The 20,701-nt window shown below is 59.0% G+C and carries 16 protein-coding genes; 7 read left to right on the forward strand and 9 right to left on the reverse strand.

All coding sequences use genetic code 11. The features are described 5' to 3' along the window. Nucleotides 1–2 precede the first annotated feature (2 nt). From hdaA to ppx, 3 genes are all read left to right on the forward strand, one after another. Nucleotides 3–716, forward strand: a complete 714-nt coding sequence (hdaA, locus tag AC13RC_RS03695) for a DnaA regulatory inactivator HdaA (protein ID WP_113329051.1) — start codon at nucleotides 3–5, stop codon at nucleotides 714–716. A gap of 75 nt (nucleotides 717–791) precedes the next feature. Beyond that, complete coding sequence (locus tag AC13RC_RS03700; RefSeq protein WP_145320502.1) at nucleotides 792–2,993, forward strand: RNA degradosome polyphosphate kinase; 2,202 nt, start codon at nucleotides 792–794, stop codon at nucleotides 2,991–2,993. An 11-nt stretch (nucleotides 2,994–3,004) separates the two neighbouring features. Further along, complete coding sequence (gene ppx / locus AC13RC_RS03705) at nucleotides 3,005–4,525, forward strand: exopolyphosphatase (protein WP_488556526.1); 1,521 nt, start codon at nucleotides 3,005–3,007, stop codon at nucleotides 4,523–4,525. A gap of 152 nt (nucleotides 4,526–4,677) precedes the next feature. Here ppx and AC13RC_RS03710 read toward each other — a convergent pair whose 3' ends face one another. The 4 genes from AC13RC_RS03710 to AC13RC_RS03725 all read right to left on the reverse strand — a co-directional run bounded on the left by AC13RC_RS03710 (nucleotide 4,678) and on the right by AC13RC_RS03725 (nucleotide 10,152). Then, nucleotides 4,678–6,036 (reverse strand): esterase-like activity of phytase family protein, encoded by a 1,359-nt coding sequence (locus AC13RC_RS03710; RefSeq protein ID WP_488556749.1) that lies wholly within the window; start codon nucleotides 6,034–6,036, stop codon nucleotides 4,678–4,680. A gap of 164 nt (nucleotides 6,037–6,200) precedes the next feature. Then, entirely contained in the window at nucleotides 6,201–7,253 is a 1,053-nt protein-coding gene (locus tag AC13RC_RS03715) for an adenylate/guanylate cyclase domain-containing protein (RefSeq protein WP_488556527.1), read from the reverse strand. A gap of 191 nt (nucleotides 7,254–7,444) precedes the next feature. Next, nucleotides 7,445–8,590: a ribonuclease D gene (gene rnd / locus AC13RC_RS03720; RefSeq protein WP_113354701.1), complete on the reverse strand. Its 1,146-nt coding sequence runs from the start codon at nucleotides 8,588–8,590 to the stop codon at nucleotides 7,445–7,447. 170 nt (nucleotides 8,591–8,760) lie between these two features. Continuing rightward, nucleotides 8,761–10,152, reverse strand: coding sequence for a multicopper oxidase family protein (locus tag AC13RC_RS03725; RefSeq protein WP_488556528.1), 1,392 nt, complete (start codon nucleotides 10,150–10,152; stop codon nucleotides 8,761–8,763). Nucleotides 10,153–10,336: 184 nt separating this feature from the next. Between AC13RC_RS03725 and AC13RC_RS03730 the strand changes: the two genes are divergently transcribed. Together AC13RC_RS03730 and aspS are read left to right on the forward strand one after the other, a co-directional pair. Then, complete coding sequence (locus AC13RC_RS03730) at nucleotides 10,337–10,693, forward strand: endonuclease domain-containing protein (RefSeq protein WP_488556529.1); 357 nt, start codon at nucleotides 10,337–10,339, stop codon at nucleotides 10,691–10,693. Nucleotides 10,694–11,100: 407 nt separating this feature from the next. After that, nucleotides 11,101–12,891, forward strand: coding sequence for an aspartate--tRNA ligase (gene aspS, locus AC13RC_RS03735; RefSeq protein ID WP_145320495.1), 1,791 nt, complete (start codon nucleotides 11,101–11,103; stop codon nucleotides 12,889–12,891). Between the two features lie 77 nt (nucleotides 12,892–12,968). Here the strand turns inward: aspS and AC13RC_RS03740 are convergent, their stop codons facing one another. Together AC13RC_RS03740 and AC13RC_RS03745 are read right to left on the reverse strand one after the other, a co-directional pair. Next, the gene (locus AC13RC_RS03740; RefSeq protein ID WP_488556530.1) at nucleotides 12,969–14,060 is read right to left on the reverse strand and encodes a hypothetical protein; all 1,092 of its coding nucleotides are present in this window, start codon (nucleotides 14,058–14,060) and stop codon (nucleotides 12,969–12,971) included. A gap of 197 nt (nucleotides 14,061–14,257) precedes the next feature. Next, nucleotides 14,258–15,427: a serine hydrolase domain-containing protein gene (locus tag AC13RC_RS03745; protein ID WP_488556531.1), complete on the reverse strand. Its 1,170-nt coding sequence runs from the start codon at nucleotides 15,425–15,427 to the stop codon at nucleotides 14,258–14,260. Between the two features lie 66 nt (nucleotides 15,428–15,493). On the opposite strand from AC13RC_RS03745, the gene AC13RC_RS03750 reads away from it, so the two are divergent. Further along, nucleotides 15,494–16,150, forward strand: coding sequence for a TetR/AcrR family transcriptional regulator (locus AC13RC_RS03750; protein WP_488556532.1), 657 nt, complete (start codon nucleotides 15,494–15,496; stop codon nucleotides 16,148–16,150). Between the two features lie 66 nt (nucleotides 16,151–16,216). Here AC13RC_RS03750 and AC13RC_RS03755 read toward each other — a convergent pair whose 3' ends face one another. Next, entirely contained in the window at nucleotides 16,217–17,404 is a 1,188-nt protein-coding gene (locus AC13RC_RS03755; protein WP_488556533.1) for a hypothetical protein, read from the reverse strand. Between the two features lie 230 nt (nucleotides 17,405–17,634). On the opposite strand from AC13RC_RS03755, the gene parC reads away from it, so the two are divergent. Then, entirely contained in the window at nucleotides 17,635–19,893 is a 2,259-nt protein-coding gene (gene parC / locus AC13RC_RS03760) for a DNA topoisomerase IV subunit A (RefSeq protein WP_069616234.1), read from the forward strand. 182 nt (nucleotides 19,894–20,075) lie between these two features. Here the strand turns inward: parC and AC13RC_RS03765 are convergent, their stop codons facing one another. Beyond that, nucleotides 20,076–20,465 (reverse strand): type II toxin-antitoxin system death-on-curing family toxin, encoded by a 390-nt coding sequence (locus AC13RC_RS03765; protein WP_183811910.1) that lies wholly within the window; start codon nucleotides 20,463–20,465, stop codon nucleotides 20,076–20,078. Further along, complete coding sequence (locus AC13RC_RS03770; RefSeq protein ID WP_069616332.1) at nucleotides 20,465–20,686, reverse strand: AbrB/MazE/SpoVT family DNA-binding domain-containing protein; 222 nt, start codon at nucleotides 20,684–20,686, stop codon at nucleotides 20,465–20,467. Before AC13RC_RS03770 ends, AC13RC_RS03765 begins: the two co-directional genes overlap by 1 nt. Nucleotides 20,687–20,701 lie beyond the last annotated feature (15 nt).

Consider the following 20,701-nt stretch of genomic DNA (forward strand, 5'->3'; position numbering starts at 1 on the left):
ACATGACCGACGCAAAGAACGCTGATCTAAGGCGCAAGGCCGCCGAGCAGCTGCCCTTGGCCTTTACGCATGATCCCGCAAACGGACGCGACGATCTGCTCGTCGCCGATCCCTTGAGCGCGGCGGTGAAGATCGTCGATTCCTGGCCGCACTGGCCGTCGCCGGTCGTCATCCTGGCCGGTCCCGTCGGCTCCGGCAAATCGCATCTTGCCAGCATCTGGGCAGAGCGATGCGGGGCAGTCCACATTCACCCGGTGGCCGGCTCCGCTGCGGCAGTTGCAGCGGCGAACGGCCCCGTCATCTTCGAAGACGTGGATCGCCTCGGTTTTGACGATACCGAGCTCTTTCATGTCATCAACAGTGTGCGCGAAAACGGCACCAGTCTTCTGATGACGAGCCGGCTCTGGCCGATGTCGTGGCCGGTGACGCTGCCCGACCTGCGCTCGCGCCTGAAGGCGGCGACGGTCGTCGAGATCGGTGAGCCGGACGAGGAATTGCTGTCGCAGGTGATCGTCAAGCTCTTCGCCGACCGCCAGCTTTATATCGATGACAAACTCGTCCTCTATATCGTCAATCGCATGGAGCGTTCCCTGAACGCAGCGCAGCTGATCGTCGACAGGCTGGACCGGCTGGCATTGGCGCGAGGAACAAGGATCACGCGCCTGTTGGCCGCCGAGGTCTTGAACGAACTGGGTGGCTCCGGTCAGCCGGATTGAGCTGACATCGACTGTCACAGTTCCGTCGTCAAACTGATATACGTGGCACAGGATTGGAAAGAGGGTAGGTGGAACATGGACTCGGCACTCACGGAACATCAGGACGCCAACCAGGAAAATCCAGAGACCGCACCTGCGGTCAGCGAATTGCTGACCAGCCCCGAGCGCTTCATCAACCGTGAATTCTCCTGGCTGCAGTTCAACCGCCGCGTCCTTGAAGAGACGCTGAACACCGCCCATCCACTGCTGGAACGCGTCCGCTTCCTCTCGATTTCCGCCGCCAACCTCGATGAATTCTTCATGGTGCGCGTTGCCGGTCTTGAGGGCCAAGTGCGCCAGAAGATTCTCGTGCGCACCCCAGATGGCAAGACGCCGGCCGAACAGCTCGATGATATACTGCGCGAGATCGACAATCTGCAGATGGAGCAGCAGGCTTCGCTCGCCGTCCTGCAGCAATATCTCGCCAAGGAAGATATTCTGATCGTCCGTCCGGCTGCCCTTTCCGACGCCGACCGCCAGTGGCTCCACACCGAGTTCGAACAGGCGATCTTCCCGGTTCTGACGCCGCTTTCCATCGACCCAGCCCATCCTTTCCCGTTCATTCCGAACCTTGGCTTCTCGATCGCGCTGCAGCTGAAGAGCATGAACGGCCGCGAGCCGATGACGGCGCTGCTGCGCCTGCCGCCGGCGCTTGACCGTTTCGTGCGCCTGCCTGACGCCAGCAACGTCATCCGCTACATCACGCTCGAGGATGTGGTGAACATCTTCATCCACCGGCTCTATCCGGGTTACGAAGTGCAGGGCTCCGGTACCTTCCGCATTATTCGTGACAGTGATATCGAAGTCGAGGAAGAGGCCGAAGATCTGGTGCGCTTCTTCGAGACCGCGTTGAAGCGCCGCCGCCGCGGCTCGGTGATCCGCATCGAGACGGACTCCGAAATGCCGCTCGAGCTTCGTCAGTTCGTGGTGGAATCGCTGAACGTTCCGGGAAACCGCATCGCGGTTCTGCCAGGCCTTCTCGCGCTCAACACGCTTTCCGAAATCTGCAAGGCGCCGCGCGACGATCTGCGTTTCGAGCCCTACAATGCCCGATTTCCTGAGCGCGTCCGCGAACATGCCGGCGATTGCTTCGCCGCGATCCGTGAAAAGGACATGGTCGTCCACCACCCTTATGAATCCTTCGACGTGGTGGTCCAGTTTCTTCTCCAGGCTGCTAGGGATCCTGATGTTCTGGCGATAAAGCAGACGCTTTACCGCACGTCGAACGATAGCCCCATCGTCCGCGCGCTGATCGATGCAGCCGATCTCGGCAAATCGGTTACCGCGCTGGTGGAACTGAAGGCCCGCTTCGACGAAGAAGCCAACATCCGCTGGGCGCGCGATCTCGAGCGCGCCGGGGTGCAGGTCGTCTTCGGCTTCATCGAGCTCAAGACGCATTCGAAGATGTCCATGGTCGTGCGCCGCGAAGATGGCAAGCTGCGGACCTATTGCCATCTCGGTACCGGCAACTATCATCCGGTTACCGCCAAGATTTATACCGATCTTTCCTACTTCACCTGCGATCCGACGATCGCTCACGACATGGCGAATATCTTCAACTTCATCACCGGTTACGGTGAGCCGGAACAGGGCATGAAGATCGCCGTTTCGCCCTATACGCTGCGTCCGCGCATCCTTCAGCATATCGAAGGCGAGATCGAACATGCCAGGAACGGCCGTCCAGCTGCGATCTGGATGAAGATGAATTCGCTCGTCGATCCCGAGATCATCGACGCTCTGTATCGCGCCAGCAACGCCGGCGTCGATATCGAGCTTGTCGTGCGCGGCATTTGCTGCCTGCGTCCGCAGATTCCCGGGCTTTCGGAAAGGATCCGCGTCAAATCCATCGTCGGCCGCTTCCTCGAGCACAGCCGCATCTTCTGCTTCGGCGACGGTCACGGCCTGCCGTCGGACAAGGCGCTGGTCTATATCGGCTCGGCCGACATGATGCCGAGAAACCTCGACCGCCGTGTCGAAACGCTCGTGCCGCTCACCAACAAGACCGTGCATGAACAGGTGCTTTCACAGATCATGCTGGGCAATATCATTGACAATCAGCAAAGCTACGAGATATTGCCGGACGGGACTTCACGGCGCATGGAAGTGCGTCAGGGAAAAGAGCCATTCAATGCACAGCAGTATTTCATGACCAATCCCAGCCTGTCCGGCCGTGGTGAAGCCTTGAAATCCAGCGCACCGAAACTCATCGCTGGGCTGCTGTCGGGCCGCAACAAATAAATTGGACCTGCATGGTTGAATCAGAAGCCCAGGGGCGTCTTCCGGGCATCGCCCCTGTCTCCGTTGTCGATATCGGGTCGAACTCGGTCCGCCTTGTCGTTTATGAAGGCCATTCGCGGTCGCCAACCATCCTCTTCAACGAAAAAGTGCTGTGCGGCCTCGGCAAGGGCATAGCGCTGACGGGGAAGATGGACGAGGAAAGCGTGGCGCGGGCGCTTGCCGCGCTGCATCGCTTCAAGGCGCTCTCCGATCAGGCGCGCGCATCCACCATCTACGTGCTGGCGACAGCCGCAGCGCGTGAGGCCAGCAATGGTCCGCAGTTCATCCATCAGGCAGAAGCCATCCTCCAGCGCAAGGTGCGCGTGCTGTCTGGCGAAGAAGAGGCACGCTTTTCCGCGCTTGGCATTATCAGCGGTTTTTACCATCCCGATGGCATTGCCGGAGATCTTGGTGGCGGCTCGCTGGAGCTGATCGACATCAAGGACCGGGAGATCGGCAAGGGCATCACGCTGCCGCTTGGCGGCCTGCGCCTCTCCGAATATGCTGGCGGCTCGATTGAGAAGGCGCGCAGCTTCGCGCGCAAGCATGTCAAGACCGCGAAGCTCCTGAGCAAGGGCGAGGGCCGGACATTCTACGCGGTTGGCGGCACATGGCGAAGCGTAGCCAAGCTGCACATGGAAATCCGCAAATATCCGCTGCACATGATGCAGGGCTATGAAGTACCGCTCGACGAGATGATCCGCTTTCTGGATCAGATCGTCGAATCGAAGGATTCGAAGGACCCGGCTCTGCAGGCGGTTTCCAAGCATCGTCGCTCACTGTTGCCTTTCGGCGCAGTCGCCATGCGCGAAGTACTGACGGCGATGAAGCCGTCCGTCATCTCCTTCTCTGCTCAGGGCGTGCGTGAAGGTTATCTCTATTCGCTGCTGACGGAGGCGGAGCGCAACAGCGATCCGCTGCTCACCGCAGCCGGCGAGCTTGCCATCCTGCGTGCGCGTTCGCCGGAACATGCCCGCGAGCTTGCCGATTGGACGGGGCGGATGATGCCCTTTTTCGGTATCACCGAGACCGAAGAAGAGAGCCGCTATCGCCAGGCGGCCTGCCTGCTTGCCGACATCAGCTGGCGCGCCCATCCCGATTATCGCGGCCTGCAGGCGCTGAACATCATCGCCCACACCTCCTTCGTCGGCATCACCCATGCCGGCCGCGCCTTCATCGCACTTGCCAACTACTATCGCTTCGAGGGTTTGAACGACGATGGAGCGACCGAGCCGCTGGCAACGATTGCAACGCCGCTCTACCTCGAACGTGCCAAGCTGCTCGGCGGCCTGCTGCGCGTCGTCTATCTCTTCTCGGCGTCGATGCCCGGTATTGTACGCAATCTGTCGTTCCGCCGTTCGACAAACCCGGATCTCGATCTCGAATTCGTCGTCCCCGCCGAATATCGCGATTTTGCCGGCGAGAGGCTGGACGGACGCCTGCAGCAGCTTGGCAAGCTCACCAACCGCCGGCTGGCTTTCTGTTTCGAATGACAGACAACCTTCTCCCCAGCGGGGGAGAAGGTCGCGCGCAGCGCGGGTTGAGGGGGCTTTCGCCTAAGGCTCGAAAAACTGCCTATCAGAAAGCGTTCCCCCTCATCCGCCCTTCGGGCACCTTCTCCCCGAGGGGGAGAAGGTGGTTTTTCCTACTTCGCGTTCAGGAAATCGCCCACTTCAAGAAGGCTGAACTCGTTGTCGTCAGCCTTGTCGACGGCACGGCCTGCCGAGAAGGGCAGATTGTTGTCATTGCCGATTACGATATGTGTGGCATCGACGCGGTCGACATTCTCGATGGTGACGAAGGGCATGTCGTAAAAGCCTTCGCCGCCGCCCTGGCGACGCTTGTGATCGGGATCTTCGATGCGCAGCAGATCGATATAGCCGATCTTGCGAACGGACTTGCCGACATTGGCGTCGCTGAACTCGATCTTATAGACGCGCTTCAGCTCGGCCGGAGCCTCGAAGCAATCCGGCTTCGGCTGCTTGGGATCGGCGCAGGCCTTGTCCTTCGTGCCGGCGCCGTTGTCGCGTTCGATGACCAGGGCCGTCGTCTCGTCGAGCATGTTGAAATCGCCGATCGACACACCCTTGTCCGCGAAGGGATAGAGCCAGCTGCGGCCGGTCCAGCTCTTCGACGCAACGTCGAATTCGATGACACGGATAGCCGTCTTGCCGTCGACGCTCTCCATCTGGCCGTCATCCTTGTAGATCGGGCCTTCCAGCAGACCGTAGAGCTTGGAGCCGTCCTTCGACATGGCGAGGCCCTCGAAGCCGCCGGAGCGCTTCAGGTTGAAGGCCGGCATCTTCTGCGTGGGGTTGCCGGGCAGCTGGATCAGCGGATTGTCAGGAGACAGGACCGGCTTGCCATCAAGCGTCGTCGGGAAGACGTCGGTCAGTTGGCCGTTCGTGTCGAACTTCAGCAGGTAAGGGCCGAACTCGTCGCCGATCCAGAAGCCGTCGGCAACTGGCTGGATCGATTCGATGTCGAAGTCGGCGCCCGTCAGGTAACGCTTGTCGGCGCCTTCCATAACGATCGGGAAGGGGGCCTTCTTGTTCGGGTCGGACAGGAACAGATTCTTGACGACCTCGACCTTGCCGCCGTCCCAGTCGAATTTCAGCTGATGCAGGAAAAGCATCGCGTCGGAAGAGTTCTGCTTGGAGCCGAAGCCGTTGTCGGAGAGCGTCCAGAAGGTGCCGTCGGGCATGGTCTTGATGCCGGAGAAGCCCTGGATCGGCTGGCCGGCGAAGGGCAGCTTCAGGTCGGTGACGCGGGCGCCATCTTTGCCCGGCACTGTGCCGAGAGCGTCGGTGCGCTTGCGATCCGGCGTGGTGAATTTGCCTGACGTTTTCAAGAAATCTGCCGCATCGGCTGGGGCGGCAGTGATGGTGTTGGCCGGCAGGATCGCCTGGCCGACGAGCTTTGCCTTGAATTGCTGCTCGTCTGCCTGCGCCGAGGCGGCAAGCAGAATGAAAAGTGCCGTGGAAGCGGAAAGGATTCGGGTCATCATGTCACCTTGTTGGCGAGAAGTGGTGAAAACAATCCCGCTTAACAGGGGAGCCATGTCGGTGAATTAACGCTCAGGTGAAGATTTGGTGACTGTGGACAACCCATAGGCTGTGAAGCCCTGGCGTGCATCAATATCGGACTGCAGCTAGCGATGTGTATTGCTCACGATATATTGCGAATGGTCTTCAGCGCCTGCTGGTCCTGCGCGTGAAGGGCGATGACGCCAAGGTGCTGATCGCGGCCGCGAACGGCATGTTCACCGAGCTCTTCCTTGATGACCCCTTCGGGAAGCTCCATCCTTCTGGCAAGGTCGCTTGAAATCAGCACCTGACGCTCCAGCGTTTTGCAGAGAGACTCCAGCCTTGCGGTCGTGTTCACCGTGTCGCCGAAATAGGCGATCTTGTGGTGGTCGACGCCGATTTCCGCCGTCACGATGCTGCCGCCGTGGAGAGCGGCCCGCAAACGCGGTACCCTGCCATAGGATTTCAGCCATGTTTCGGCGTTTTTTTCGATATCGTCAAGGATATTGAAGACGCAGCGCACGCAATTGGCATTCTTGACGCCCCGTTGGAGCGGCCATGTGATGATGGCGGCATCGCCGATATAATCGTCGATCGCACCCTTGTGCCGGCGGACAGGCTCGGCCATTGAACCGAACACCGCACCGAGGAATTCCTGCGTTTTCAGGTCGCCATGTTCCTCGGCAAAAGCAGTCGAGCCGACGAGATCGATGAACAGAAAGACGCGCTCCTCCTGCACCGGATTGCGGTAGCGGCCGGTCAACAGGCTGGAGAAGACGTCGCGCCCAAGCAATTCCCGCACGCGGCCGATGAAAATGACAATGGCGGTGACGACGACAGCATAAAGATAGACGTCTATCTTCAGCAGCGTAAGATCTTCCCAGGAGCCATCGACCAGCCCCAGAAGCTTCATGATACTGCCCGCCATGGCGTAGCCGGCGCCCATCAGCAGGAAATCGACGACCAGGGCCGAAAGGATAAAGGCTGGCGTCGGCAGCCGATGCATCCAATCGTTCAGCCGCGGCAGGATCATGCGGCGTTCGAAGACCAGCAGCGGCATGCCGCAGAACAGCGCGAAGACGGCGCCGATGTACATCGGCGCCTGTGGGAAGAATAGCTTGCCGTAGATGACGCCCGTCGAAGCGACGAATAGCGATGTCAGGATCCAGTTGCGCATCGAATGGAAGATGCCCATTCACTTTTCCGCCGAGAAGCGACGCCTGTCATCGACGCGGGATTGCGCCGGCAAACTGGAACGTCATCGAATAGAACGATTACACAAGACGTTCATTTCACGAGATTTGCGGCGCAATCGTGATGGCAGCCGGTATCTCGATGCGCGAATCATACGCAATCGCAAAGCCTCGGGAAAGGAGAATGTAGCGGCTAGAGGGCGATAGTCTCGATCCGCTTGCCGACGAAGCGCAGGGCCACCTGGCCCTGGATCAGCTGCAGGGCAGTCTCGCCGAAAAGATCTCGACGCCAGCCGGTCAGAGCCGCAACATCGGCCTTCTCGCCCTCGGCGGCGATCTTGTCGAGATCGTCGCTGTTGGCGATGACCTTCGGCGCAACGCCATGCTTTTCCGCAATCAGCTTCAAAAGGACCTTCAACAGTTCGGAAGCCGCTGCCGTGCCCTCGGGAGCCTGCTGGTGGCGCGGCGGATGCGGCATTTCTGCCTTCGGCAGCGCCAGCGCCGCGTTGATCGCTTCAAGCACCGCAGTGCCGGCGGCAGAGCGCTCCCAACCCTTCGGGATGGTGCGCAGCCGCGCCAGCGCCTCGGTGTCCTTCGGCTGCTGCTGCGCAATCTCATAGATCGCGTCATCCTTCAGCACGCGGGCGCGCGGAACGTTGCGGGCGCGCGCCTCGCGTTCGCGCCAGGCGGCCACGAACTTGAGGACGGCCAGTTCCTGCGGCTTGCGTAGCCGCATCTTCAACCGCTGCCATGCATCGTCCGGATGCAGGTCGTAGGTCTCTCGCGCTTCGAGGATCGCCATCTCCTCCTGCAGCCAGGAGGCGCGCCCTTCGCGCTGTAATTGCTCCTTGAGCGAGAGATAGACGTCGCGCAGATGCGTCACGTCGGCGAGTGCATAGTCGAGCTGCTTTTCCGAGAGCGGGCGCCGGCTCCAGTCGGTAAAGCGCGAGGATTTGTCGATATGGACATTCTTGATGCGGCTGACGAGCTGATCGTAGGAAACCGAATCGCCGAAGCCGCAGACCATCGCCGCAACTTGGGTATCGAAGATCGGATGCGGAATGAGATTGCCGCGATGGAAGATGATTTCGATATCCTGGCGTGCAGCATGAAACACCTTCAAAACCGATGGATTGGCCATCAGTTCGAAGAAGGGTGCCAGATCCAGCCCCTTGGCCAGCGGATCCACCAGCACTTCGGTGGTGGGGCTTGCCATCTGTATCAAACACAGCTCCGGCCAGAAGGTCGTTTCTCGCAGGAATTCCGTATCGATGGTGATGAATTCCGACTTGGCCAGCTCTTGGCAGGCCGCCTCCAATTGGGCGGTAGTTTCGATCATATCAACACATTCAATGGTAAAATACTTTCTTAACTTCCTTCTCCTTTCAGCCGGATATGTCAATACTTTCGCGGACAAAGCCCTTGCCGCATTTCGCTTTTCGCTGAAATTGCCGGAAACAGAGATGGCTTTGACCAAGGCCACTGGAAATTGAAGAGGCTCGCAACCGGCTAGGCCACCCGCACGTAACTCGTCATGCCGGTCTTTTGATGTTCGATGATATGGCAATGTAGTAGCCAGTCGCCGGGATTGTCGGCAACGAAGGCAAGCTGCACCTTTTCATCCGGCTGGATCAGATAGGTATCGGAGACGAAGGGCTGCACCTGCCGCGTCGAAGAGGAGATGACGGTAAAGCTCATTCCGTGCAAGTGGATCGGATGGCTGTGCGGCGTGACGTTTTCCATGTCTATGATATAGCTCTTGCCGAGCTTGAGTTCGGCAAGCGGCGCGGTCGGATCGGGCGTATCGCCCGGCCACGGCACCTTGTTGATCGCCCAGAAACTGTAGCCGAGCGAGCCACAAATGCTGTTGTCGGCGGTATTCTCCGCCGTCGAGCTCAGGATCAGCGGAATATGGGTGGCGGAACCGAGATCTGCCTTCTGCACGGGATTGTCTTCAAGCGGCGCCAGATCGCGCATGTCGCGCTTCAATGATGCGCCCACGGCGCGTAGTGTCGCCAGCACCTTCGGATTGGTGCCCTTGATGTCCTCGAGCTTGACGACCGCGCCTTCGCTGTCGGGCATTCGCACCGCAAGCTCCAGCCGCTGCCCCGGTCCGAGCTGCAGAAGATCGAGCGGAAAGCGCTGCGGCACGGGATTGCCGTCGATCGCGATCACAGTCGCCTCGGCGCCGTCCATGCGGAAGGAATAGATGCGCGTGACGTCGGTGATGGCAATGCGCAGCCGCACCAGCCCGCCGGAAGGCGCGTCATATCGCGGCTCCGGCTGCCAATTGGCGGTCCGCACCGTGCCATAGGTGCCGGATTTGGCCGCATCGCGCGGCCGGAACTGGGCGATGAACTGCCCGTCGCTGCCGAGCCGCCAATCGCGCAGATTGAGCACTACTTCCGAATCGAAGGCGGGATCCTTGGGGGTCTCGACCACGATGACGCCGGTCATGCCGTGGCCCATCTGCTCCAGCGTATTGCAATGCGGGTGATACCAGAAGGTGCCGGCGTCCGGCGGCGTAAAGGCGTAGTCGAAATGATCGCCGGTATAAATATAAGGCTGAGTGAGGAACGGCACGCCGTCCATATTGTTGGGCAGACGAATGCCGTGCCAGTGAATGGTCGTCGGATCGTCTATGCCGTTGATCAGTCGCGCGGCGAAGGGTTCCCCCTTCTTCATGCGCACGACCGGCGGCATGCCGGCGTCCCCATAGGTGAGCACGTTCTTGGTTTTGCCGCCGTCGGTAAGGTTTGCCTCGATCTTGGCCGTCTTCAGCGTGAGTGGCTCGGCGGCCGCCGCCTTGCCCGCAAACTTCCCGGCGATCCCGATACCGACGCCATAAGCGCCCGCAACGGCTGAAGCTTTCAAAAGATTGCGGCGGGTAAGGATCGGCATATCGGGCTCCGGGGGCGAAGATATATGAATGTCTGTTTAAAGTTGACCGCAATGTTCAGCAATAGCATCGAGGTAGCCAAACTGCCGCAGCAGCTACTTGCGGCTGTCGATATGTTTATCGTCATGCTGGATCTCGATAGAGCCGTGTGCTTTCCTGGACGCAATCGCCAAAACAGGAGGGCGCATGCGCCGCGACGTACCGGCTCGACTGCGCCAATTCGCGAAAACAATGCGCAGTGATGCCACCAAGGCTGAAAACATGCTTTGGCAGGCCTTGCGTCGAAGCCAGCTTGAGGGATTCAAATTTAAGCGACAGGTTCCGATCGATGGTTACATTCTCGATTTCGTATGTTTCGAGGCGCGGCTTATTGTCGAGGTCGACGGTGCCCAACATGCCGAAAGCATCGGGGATCTAGCGAGAGACGCACATTTCTCGAAGCAGGGCTTTCGTACAATGCGAGTCTGGAACAATGAGGTCACAACAAATCTTGAGGGAGTCTGCCTGACGATTCTGGCAGAGCTGAAAAATAGCGGAGAATGAACTGGAGGGTGAAGCTGGTGCAGGTCTATCTCGCCCCTGGCGGGCGAGAAAGCAATTTCAATGGTTTAGGAATTGCGAACTGGGAGCTGCGACGTTTTCCAAAGCGCAGCGCAATTTCTAAGCCATTGAAATTGCAAGAGCGGGGGTCCTCTTCTCGCTCGTATAATTCAAAGATTGGGTGCATCCCTACCTGCCCCCTCTCTTGCAAAAACTAAGACTTAGAAGAGGGACGAGCCCTCATCTAAGCCTAAGTTTTTGCTTTCTCGCCCGCCGGGGGCGAGATAAGCCATGCGTTCGAGCCTTGACAAATCGGGCGCACCATGCGCTTTTCCGCCCGATTTTCTCGTCGGCGGGCGAGGGGTCTGCGTGTCCTTTCGCCGCCGCCCGCCAAGTCCAGGATATATATTATGCATCGCTATCGCAGCCACACATGCGCCGCCCTGCGCAAGTCCGACGTCGGTTCGACCGTCCGCATTGCCGGCTGGGTTCATCGCGTCCGAGATCATGGCGGAGTGCTGTTCATCGATCTGCGCGATCACTACGGCATCACCCAGGTCGTTGCCGACCCTGATTCTCCGGCATTCAAGCTCGCCGAAACCGTTCGTGGCGAGTGGGTCATCCGCATCGACGGCCTGGTCAAAGCCCGTACGGAAGACACCGTCAACAAGAACATGCCGACCGGCGAGATCGAGCTTTATGCTCAGGAGATCGAAGTGCTCTCCGCCGCCAAGGAGCTGCCGTTGCCTGTTTTCGGCGAGCCGGACTATCCGGAAGACGTGCGCCTGAAGTATCGCTTCCTCGATCTGCGCCGCGAAACGCTGCACAAGAACATCGTCAAGCGCACGCAGATCATCTCCTCCATGCGCCGCCACATGGGCGATGCCGGCTTTACCGAATATACGACCCCAATCCTGACGGCATCGTCGCCGGAAGGCGCGCGCGACTTCCTGGTGCCGAGCCGTATCCATCCCGGCACCTTCTACGCGCTGCCGCAGGCGCCGCAGCAGTATAAGCAGCTGCTGATGGTTGCCGGTTTCGACCGCTACTTCCAGATCGCGCCGTGCTTCCGCGATGAAGACCCGCGTGCCGACCGTCTGCCTGGCGAATTCTATCAGCTCGACCTCGAAATGAGCTTCGTCACGCAGGAAGACGTCTGGAACACCATGGGTCCGCTCATGACCCAGGTGTTCGAAGAGTTTGCAGACGGTAAGCCGGTCACCAAGGAATGGCCGCGCATCCCCTATGACGTCGCCATCCGCAAGTATGGCTCCGACAAGCCGGACCTGCGCAATCCGATCGTCATGGAAGCCGTTACCGAGCATTTTGCTGGCTCCGGCTTCAAGGTCTTTGCCAACATGATCGCTTCCAACCCGAAGGTCGAAGTCTGGGCCATCCCGGCCAAGACCGGCGGTTCGCGCGCATTCTGCGACCGCATGAACGCCTGGGCACAGAGCCAGGGCCAGCCGGGCCTCGGCTATATCTTCTGGCGCAAGGAAGGCGAGAAGCTCGAAGGTGCCGGCCCCCTAGCCAAGAACATCGGCGAAGAGCGCACGGATGCGATCCGCACCCAGCTCGGCCTCGATGACGGCGACGCCTGCTTCTTCGTCGCCGGCGATCCATCCAAGTTCTACAAGTTTGCCGGTGAAGCCCGTAACCGTGCCGCCGACGAACTGAACCTGATCGATCGCGATCGCTTCGAGCTGTGCTGGATCGTCGACTTCCCGTTCTTCGAATGGAGCGAGGAAGAAAAGAAGATCGACTTCGCTCACAACCCGTTCTCGATGCCGCAGGGCGGTCTCGAGGCGCTGCAGAACCAGGATCCCCTGACGATCAAGGCGTTCCAGTACGACGCCGTCTGCAACGGCTTCGAAATCGCGTCGGGCTCGATCCGTAACCAGTCGCCGGAAACCATGGTCGCCGCCTTCGAAAAGGTCGGCCTTAGCCAGACGGACGTCGAAGAGCGCTTCGGCGGCCTTTATCGTGCCTTCCAGTACGGTGCGCCTCCGCACGGTGGTGCTGCCTTCGGCATCGACCGTATCGTCATGCTGCTGGTCGGTGCCAAGAACCTGCGCGAGATCTCGCTCTTCCCGATGAACCAGCAGGCACAGGATCTGCTGATGGGCGCTCCTTCGGCCGCAACGCCGACGCAGCTGCGCGAATTGGCGATCCGCCCAGTGCCGCCAGTCAAGAAGGACTAAGTCCTTCAAGAGCTTGTCAAAATGCAAAACCCGGCGACCGAAATGCCGGGTTTTTTGCGCTTGATTAGACGACCAACCTAATCGTTTGATGTGATTTTCAGGTCGATCATCTTCGGGATCAACTCTTTTGCGTTCCTCGCTGCTTCGAGGACGGCTGACATCGGAATGGGTTGGGCAGGGGTGGCGCTAAACATCAGGCTTCTTGGATTGTTGAAGTATTCAATAATCGCTCTTGAAAGCATCCGCTGGAGGTCGGGAATATCAAGCGCAGCTGTTAACTCCTGCATTTCTTTAGCGAAGCGGTTCGCAGATTGCGCGCGCGTCACATGGTCCCATTTACTCACGTAGTCGAATGCGCGGTTGGTGATTGACGCATCGTCAAAGCGAATCTGCGCGCTATTCAACGTCAACTGCTGAACGAACGCGAGAAGCAGCAAATATTTAGCGTTCTTGGTATTCTCATCGTCCTCGGCGCCGGTCAAGGAGGAGTAAAGTGCATCCGTGGTGCTGTAGAGCCCCGGGGTGATGCCCGAGAAACTGAGCTGTACATTCAGTTTCCCCATATTCTCCAGATCAATCGTGTAGTCCGTCAGATCATACTTGCCGGTCGAAAGCTCCCAGCTGCTTTTCATGGAAAATGTCGCGCGCAGATTTTGGCCTTTTCCGTCTGGACGTTTCGTTGCGACGGAATCGGCAGCGGATATGGAGAAAAACTTTTCACCGACTTTGAGGGCAGACACCGGGCCAGCATGTGCGTGATAAGTGAATACTGAGTCGATATCACTCAACGTCGCATTTGCGGGAATTTCGAGATCTTCCACCCTTAGCCCCGTTGCATTCGCACTGAAGTCCTTTTGTTCTATTGTAATATCGGGAATGAGCACCTTCTTGATTGCATAACCGCCCGTCCGTTCGGTCACGTCGGTCATGACGACATCTCCGAGGCTAATGGCGGTTCTTCCTCGCGGCATATATCTCGCGTTTTTCAGAACGACGGTTGAACCGTTAACATCGACGCTTCCGGCTTCGACTGAGTCGCCTATTTGCGCGACCATGGCGTTGTTTAGCTTCTTGAGGACGTCGGCACCGTCGAGCGCGAAAGCAGAACTCGCTGAGAATAGAAGCCCGACACTGATCGCCGCCCGCCACCTTGCCCGATAGAAAATCATGATGGAGTGTCCCGGATTAAAAGTGTACATCTGAAACAATAAATTGCTTATCATTGCAAGCAACAGGATACATTTTATTGAAATGCAAACATTGGTTGCATTTGTGGCGGCGACATATGTTCGCGTTGCTCAATTTCATGAAATACAAAAACCCGGCGACCGCAATCGCCGGGTTTTTGCTTGTCTGCTGATATCAGTTAGATTGCGGCATAGACCGCTTTCGCCAGGTCGATCGTGAATTGCCCCCACATGCCTTCGAGCGCTGTATTCGTCAGCGCGACCACCGTCAGGCCCTTTTGGGCATCGACGAACCAGCTGTGCCCATAGACACCGCCCCATTTGATCGTGCCAGCCGAGAAGGGGACCTGAGCGACGACGGGATCGAGGACGACGGACCAGCCGTAACCGAAGCCGAAGCCGGCCTGCTGGGCCTGCATGTGGCCGCCTGCCTGATCTGTCATCATGGTCTTCACCGTATCGGCCGACAGCAGCGGTGCTCCACCCTTTCTGATCGTGTCCAGAATGGCAAGGATATCGCTTGCCGTTCCAGCCATGCCGGCGCCGCCGGAGTGGTAGGAAGCGGGATCGAATACCCTGTCGGGTGCAAAGCGGATCGTGCCGTCGAAAATCGGAACGAGAGCCTCGTCCCCCATCCGTTGCGGCTCGGGAGCATCATTCACATAGGCGGCTGCCAGGCGGCTGCGGTCGCGCACGTAGAAGCCTGTGTCGGAAAGGCCGAGCGGCTTCATGACAAGATCGGCAACCGCATCGCCGAGCCGGCCGCCGGTTTCCTTATCGATGATGCCGCCAAGGACATCCATCGCCAGCGAATACTGCCAGTTTTGGCCGGGCGCGAAGAGAAGAGGGGCGCTGGCGAGGCGCTGGAGGTTGTCTGCCAGCGAACGACCCGGTGTGTCCAGCCCGTCGGATACGCCAGCCCTGTGATAGGGGCCGTCTTGCGCCTCGGCGAATGTGTAGCCCAACCCGGAGGTATGGGTGAGAAGATGCCGAATACGGATAACGGCTTCGCCGCCATCGGGCAGACGCGGCCGGAAATCCGGGAGCCATTTGATGATCGGATCGTCGAGACCTATGCGGCCCTGTTCGACGAGCCGCATGGCGGCAATGGTGACGATCGGTTTGGTGACGGAAGCAAGACGGAAAATAGTATCTTCCCGCATTGCGACTTTGTTTTCGCGATCCGCCAGGCCGGCGGCGCGGGTGTAGACCAATTCTCCGTCCTGAGCGATCAGAACGACGGTCCCGACCAGCCTTTTGTCGGCCAGCGCGGAATCGATTGCAGCATCGACGCCTTCAGCAAGGCTGCCGTCGTTGAGAGGAACGGAATTTTCCAGTGGAAGACTCATGGGGAAAAACCTTATATAATCACAATGACCATTCCTGAATAAACCAAGTCGGGAAATAATTCTAGAGTGACCATTGTGAAAAATATTGAAGAGAAGGAAAATTCTTCGCCCCGCAAGCGTGGGCGGCCGCCCGCCTTCGATCGCGAAACTGTTCTTGCCGCCGCGCGGGATACTTTCTGGCAGCACGGCTACGACGGTTCCTCCATTGCCGACCTGACGGCGGCGATGGGCATCACGCCACAAAGCCTCTATGCCGCCTTCGGTTCGAAGGCCGAGCTCTATCGTGAGACGCTGGATCAATATCGGCGCATGCCGCGGCCGGAACCCGGCAATCCCTTCCAGGACAAGGTGGATACCGTGACTGCCTTCGAGCGCTTTCTGACGAACTCCGCGAAGATCTTCACGGCCCCGGAGCATCCAAAGGGCTGCATGATATCGACGGCTGTGCTGAATTGCGCGGAGGAGAACGAGCCGATCGCCCATCATGTCGCATCGATGCGTCTGCAGACGCTGGATATCTTCACCGCCCGCATCGAGCGCGGGATTGCGGAGGGGGATATGCGGCCGGACGCGGACGTTCGGTCGCTGGCGCGTTTTCTGGGCGCGATCGTGCAGGGCATGTCCGTTCAGGCCCGCGACGGCGCAACCACGGACGAATTGCTCGCCCTCTTGTCTCATGCGCTCAACGAACTGAAAACCTATCAACTGCGGCAGGAAGCCTGAGCCGAGGCAAAGAAAAACCCGGCGACCGAGATCGCCGGGTTCCGGAATGGTTTTGGAAATGACCGATTAGTCGTTCGAGGAAACCTTGAGGCCGATGACCTGCGGGATCGTCGTCGGCGCGCCCATGGCAGCGCCGATGATCATCGGCACAGGCACCGGCTTGCCGGGAGCAGCCGTGACCGTCAGGCTCTTCGGATTGTCGAGATAGGCGCTGACCGCTGCGGAGACGGCATTCTGGAGCTCCGGAACGTTGAGCTGCGCCATCATGATCGGCGTCATTGCCTTCAGCGTGTCGGCGAGCTGCTTGCCGGTAACGCCCTGCTGCTTGCCGGCGAAGTCGAGCGCGCGTGCCGTAATCGACGCGTCGTCGAAGCGGATCTGGGCGCTGTTGAAGGTGAGCTGCTGCAGCAGGCCGAGCATGGCGAGGCCGGCGGACTGCTGCGCTTCCTGCTGGTTCGGATTGGCGCGAACCGTCTTCAGCGCATCCTGCATCGACTTGGCGAAGGCGGGCGTATAGCCGGAAATGCTGAAGGCGAGGTTCAGTTTGCCGATGTCCCTGAAGTCAAAGGAGTATTCGCTGATGTCGATCGTGCCGGGGCCGATTTCCCAGCTGCCCTTCATGGAGACGGTGCCGTCGATCTGCTGCAGCTTCAGCGCATCGATCGCTTCCTTTGTCTTCGCATCGTCGACCTTGCTGAGATCGGCCTTGATGCCGTTGATCTTGGCGTCGAAGTCGAGGCCCGACTTGTCGTCACGCCTCTTCATGTTGGCGTCGGCGCCCTCGATCGAGAACACCTCGGTATCGTCCTTCGTTACGGACACGGCGCCGGCATGAGCGCTCTTGTAGTAGAGCAGCGAGCTCAGGTCGCCCTTGCTTGCGTCGGCCGGGATCTCTACGCCGCTCAACTTGAGATCGGTGGCGGAAACGGAGGCACCGTCCTTTTTGAAATCGACATCCGCAAAATCGATTTCTTCGATCGTGTAGCCGCCATTGTTTTCCTCGACGCCATCAAGGGTGATATCGCCCAGCGGAATGCTGTCTTCCATGCCGGCCGCCTTGACGCTTGCACCCTTCAGCGTCACTTTGCTGCCGTCGACATCGATGCTGCTAGCGGCAATCGAACCGCCCTGCTGGCTATAGACGTCGTTAATCTTCTTCAGCAGATCGTTGCCGTCAAGCGCAAAGGCGGAGCTGGCGAAAGACAGGATGGCGGCACTGCACAGCATCAGCCGCGTGGTCCGATAGAAAGTCATGATGGCGTTCCTCGTTGAGCCGGTGGTATTGGCGGGGACGTACAGATTGAGCGTGTACTGCGCTGACTTATATTGATCTTTCTGTGAAAATCCAACGACAATGAATGTAGAGTGCGAGTGCAGCAAAAATGTATCGATAGCCACCCTGCAATGTGCCTGAAACGCCTTCATCCACAGGTGCTTTCGGCTGATTTCTTGCTGTGAATCGCCATCTCTTATAGTCAAGGGCCATGGGAAAAAATCTGACACCGCCGCCCGGTGACGGCGACGACAACATCCTTCCGGTCGATCTGAAGGCCGCGCTCGAAGAGCGTTACCTGGCCTATGCCTTGTCGACGATTACGCAACGCGCGCTTCCGGACGTCCGCGACGGACTGAAGCCGGTGCATCGCCGTATCGTCTATGCGATGAGCGAGATGGGACTCCGCCCGAACGCCGCCTTCCGCAAATGCGCCAAGATTGTCGGCGAGGTGATGGGTAACTATCACCCGCATGGCGACCAGTCGATCTATGACGCCTTGGCCCGCCTGGCGCAGGATTTCTCGCAGCGCTATACGCTGGTGAACGGCCAGGGCAATTTCGGCAATATCGACGGCGATAGCCCGGCCGCAATGCGCTACACCGAATCCAAGATGACGGCGGTTTCCGAGCTGCTGCTCGAGGGTATCGACCAGGATGCCGTGGATTTCCGCGACACCTATGACGAGTCGAATTCCGAGCCGATCGTTCTGCCTGGGGCTTTTCCCAATCTGCTCGCCAACGGCTCTTCTGGCATTGCCGTCGGTATGGCGACCTCTATCCCGCCGCACAATGCTCACGAGCTTTGCGACGCCGCCCTGCATCTGATCAAGGATCGCGATGCGACGGTCGAGAAGCTGGTGGAACTGTATATTCCAGGTCCCGACTTTCCGACCGGCGGCATCATTATCGATGATCGGCAGAGCATCATAGAAAGTTATAAGACCGGCCGCGGCGGTTTCCGTGTCCGGTCCAAGTGGGAGATCGAGGATCTCGGTCGCGGCGGCTACCAGATTGTCATCACGGAAATTCCGTTCCAGGTGCAGAAGTCGCGGCTGATCGAAAAGATCGCCGAACTGCTTCTGGCGCGCAAGCTGCCGCTGCTCGAGGACATCCGTGACGAATCCGCCGAAGATATCCGCGTCGTTCTCGTGCCGAAGAGCCGCACAGTCGACGCGACGATCCTGATGGAGTCGATGTTCAAGCTCACCGAGCTTGAGAGCCGGTTCCCGCTCAACATGAACGTTCTGTCCATGGGCCGCATTCCCAAGGTCATGGCGCTGAACGAAGTGCTGAAGGAATGGCTGGATCACCGCCGGGAAGTCCTGCTGCGCCGTTCGCGCTTCCGTCTGGCGGCCATCGAAAAGCGCCTCGAAATTCTCGGCGGCTTGCTGGTCGCCTATCTCAATATCGACGAGGTCATCGCCATCATCCGCGAGGAGGATGAGCCGAAGCCTGTGATGATGGAGCGTTTCGGCCTCACGGACAATCAGGTCGAGGCGATCCTCAACATGCGGCTGCGCTCCTTGCGCAAGCTGGAGGAGTTCGAAATCCGCAAGGAGTTCGACGGCCTGACGAAGGAGAAAGCCGACATCGAGGCATTGCTCGCTTCGGACGAGAAGCAGTGGCAGACGGTTGCCTGGGAAATCGGCGAGGTGAAGAAGAAATTCGCCAAGGCCACTGACATTGGTCGGCGCCGCACGCAGTTTGCCGAAGCGCCCGAAGCCGATGATGCGGCCATCCAGCAGGCGATGATCGAGAAGGAGCCGATTACCGTCGTCGTTTCGGAAAAGGGCTGGATTCGTGCTCTCAAGGGCCACATTTCCGATACCTCGTCGCTGACCTTCAAGGAGGGTGACGGTCTCAAGGTTGCGTTTCCGGCGCAGACCACGGACAAGATCCTCATCATTACGACCGGCGGCAAGGCCTATACGCTCGGAGGCGACAAGCTGCCGGGCGGCCGCGGCCATGGCGAGCCGCTGCGCATCATGATCGACATGGAAAACGATCAGGATGTGCTGACCGCCTTCGTCCATGATCCGCAGCGCAAGCAGATAATCGCATCGACGGCAGGTAACGGCTTCATCGTTGCCGAGGCGGAACTGGTCGCAAACACCCGCAAGGGCAAGCAGATCATGAACGTCTCTTATCCCGACGAGACCAAGCTTCTGGTTCCGGTTTCGGGCGACCATGTCGCCGTGGTTGGCGAGAACCGCAAGATGGTGATCTTCCCGCTTTCGCAGGTGCCGGAAATGTCGCGCGGCAAGGGCGTGCGCCTGCAGCGCTACAAGGATGGCGGCATCGCCGATATCAGATGCTTCGCGATCGCCGATGGCCTGACCTGGGAAGACAGCGCCGGCCGCACCTTCACCAAGAGCAAGGATGAGTTGGTGGAATGGTTGGGCGACCGCGCCGGCGCCGGCAGAGCCGTGCCGAAGGGCTTCCCCAGAAGCGGCAGGTTTTCGGGGTGAGGAGCGGCCGGGCGAAGCCCGAGCAATCGACCCAGTGGGTCGATTGCAGCGACGAACGCCCTGAGCTCTAGCGAAGGGCCGGCTGGTGCTGCTTGCCCTCAACAGACGGCAACCGGCCGCCGGGTCGATTGCTGGCAAACATCGGAAACCCAACGTTGAAGTGAATAGGAGGCGGTTAGTTTCTAACCTGCTTCTGGAACACAGACGTCCCGCAGGAAGCGCATTGCTCCTTCTTCGTCGATTTCACCAGCTGCTACTGCTACGACGAAGCTGTAAAGATTGGCGTCCGTCGTTTGAATACGGTGGCCGTTGTCCATAAGAAAGACTGCGGCCGCTACGATGGCGATGCGTTTGTTGCCATCTATAAACGCGTGGTTTTTCGCCAACCCAAATAGATAAGCGGCCGCCAGTTCGATGATATCATTGCTGCCGTATTGGGCTTTGTTAATCGGCCGCGCCAAAGCGGATTCGAGGGAGCCTTCGTCGCGTAGACCATAGGAGCCACCGAACCTTTTGATCTGCATCTTGTGCAATTGTTCGATGAGCGGCCTAGTCAGGAAGATAAAGGGCATCACTCTGCCAACTTCTTGAGTGCCACTTTATATTGATCCATAAAACGCTGCGCGTGTTCCATCTGGCGCGCAAAGTCCGCGTCGGTCGGTTGCATCAGCAATCCACCATCCTTCAAGCTGAGCTCCAATGTATCACCAGCGCCGAGTCCCAACTGGTCGAGAACTTCCTTCGGAATAATCACGCCTTCGGAATTGCCGATCTTGCGGATGGTAACGTTCATATTTAGCTCCAATGT

The organism is Martinezella sp. CNPSo 3890 (assembly GCF_057784455.1).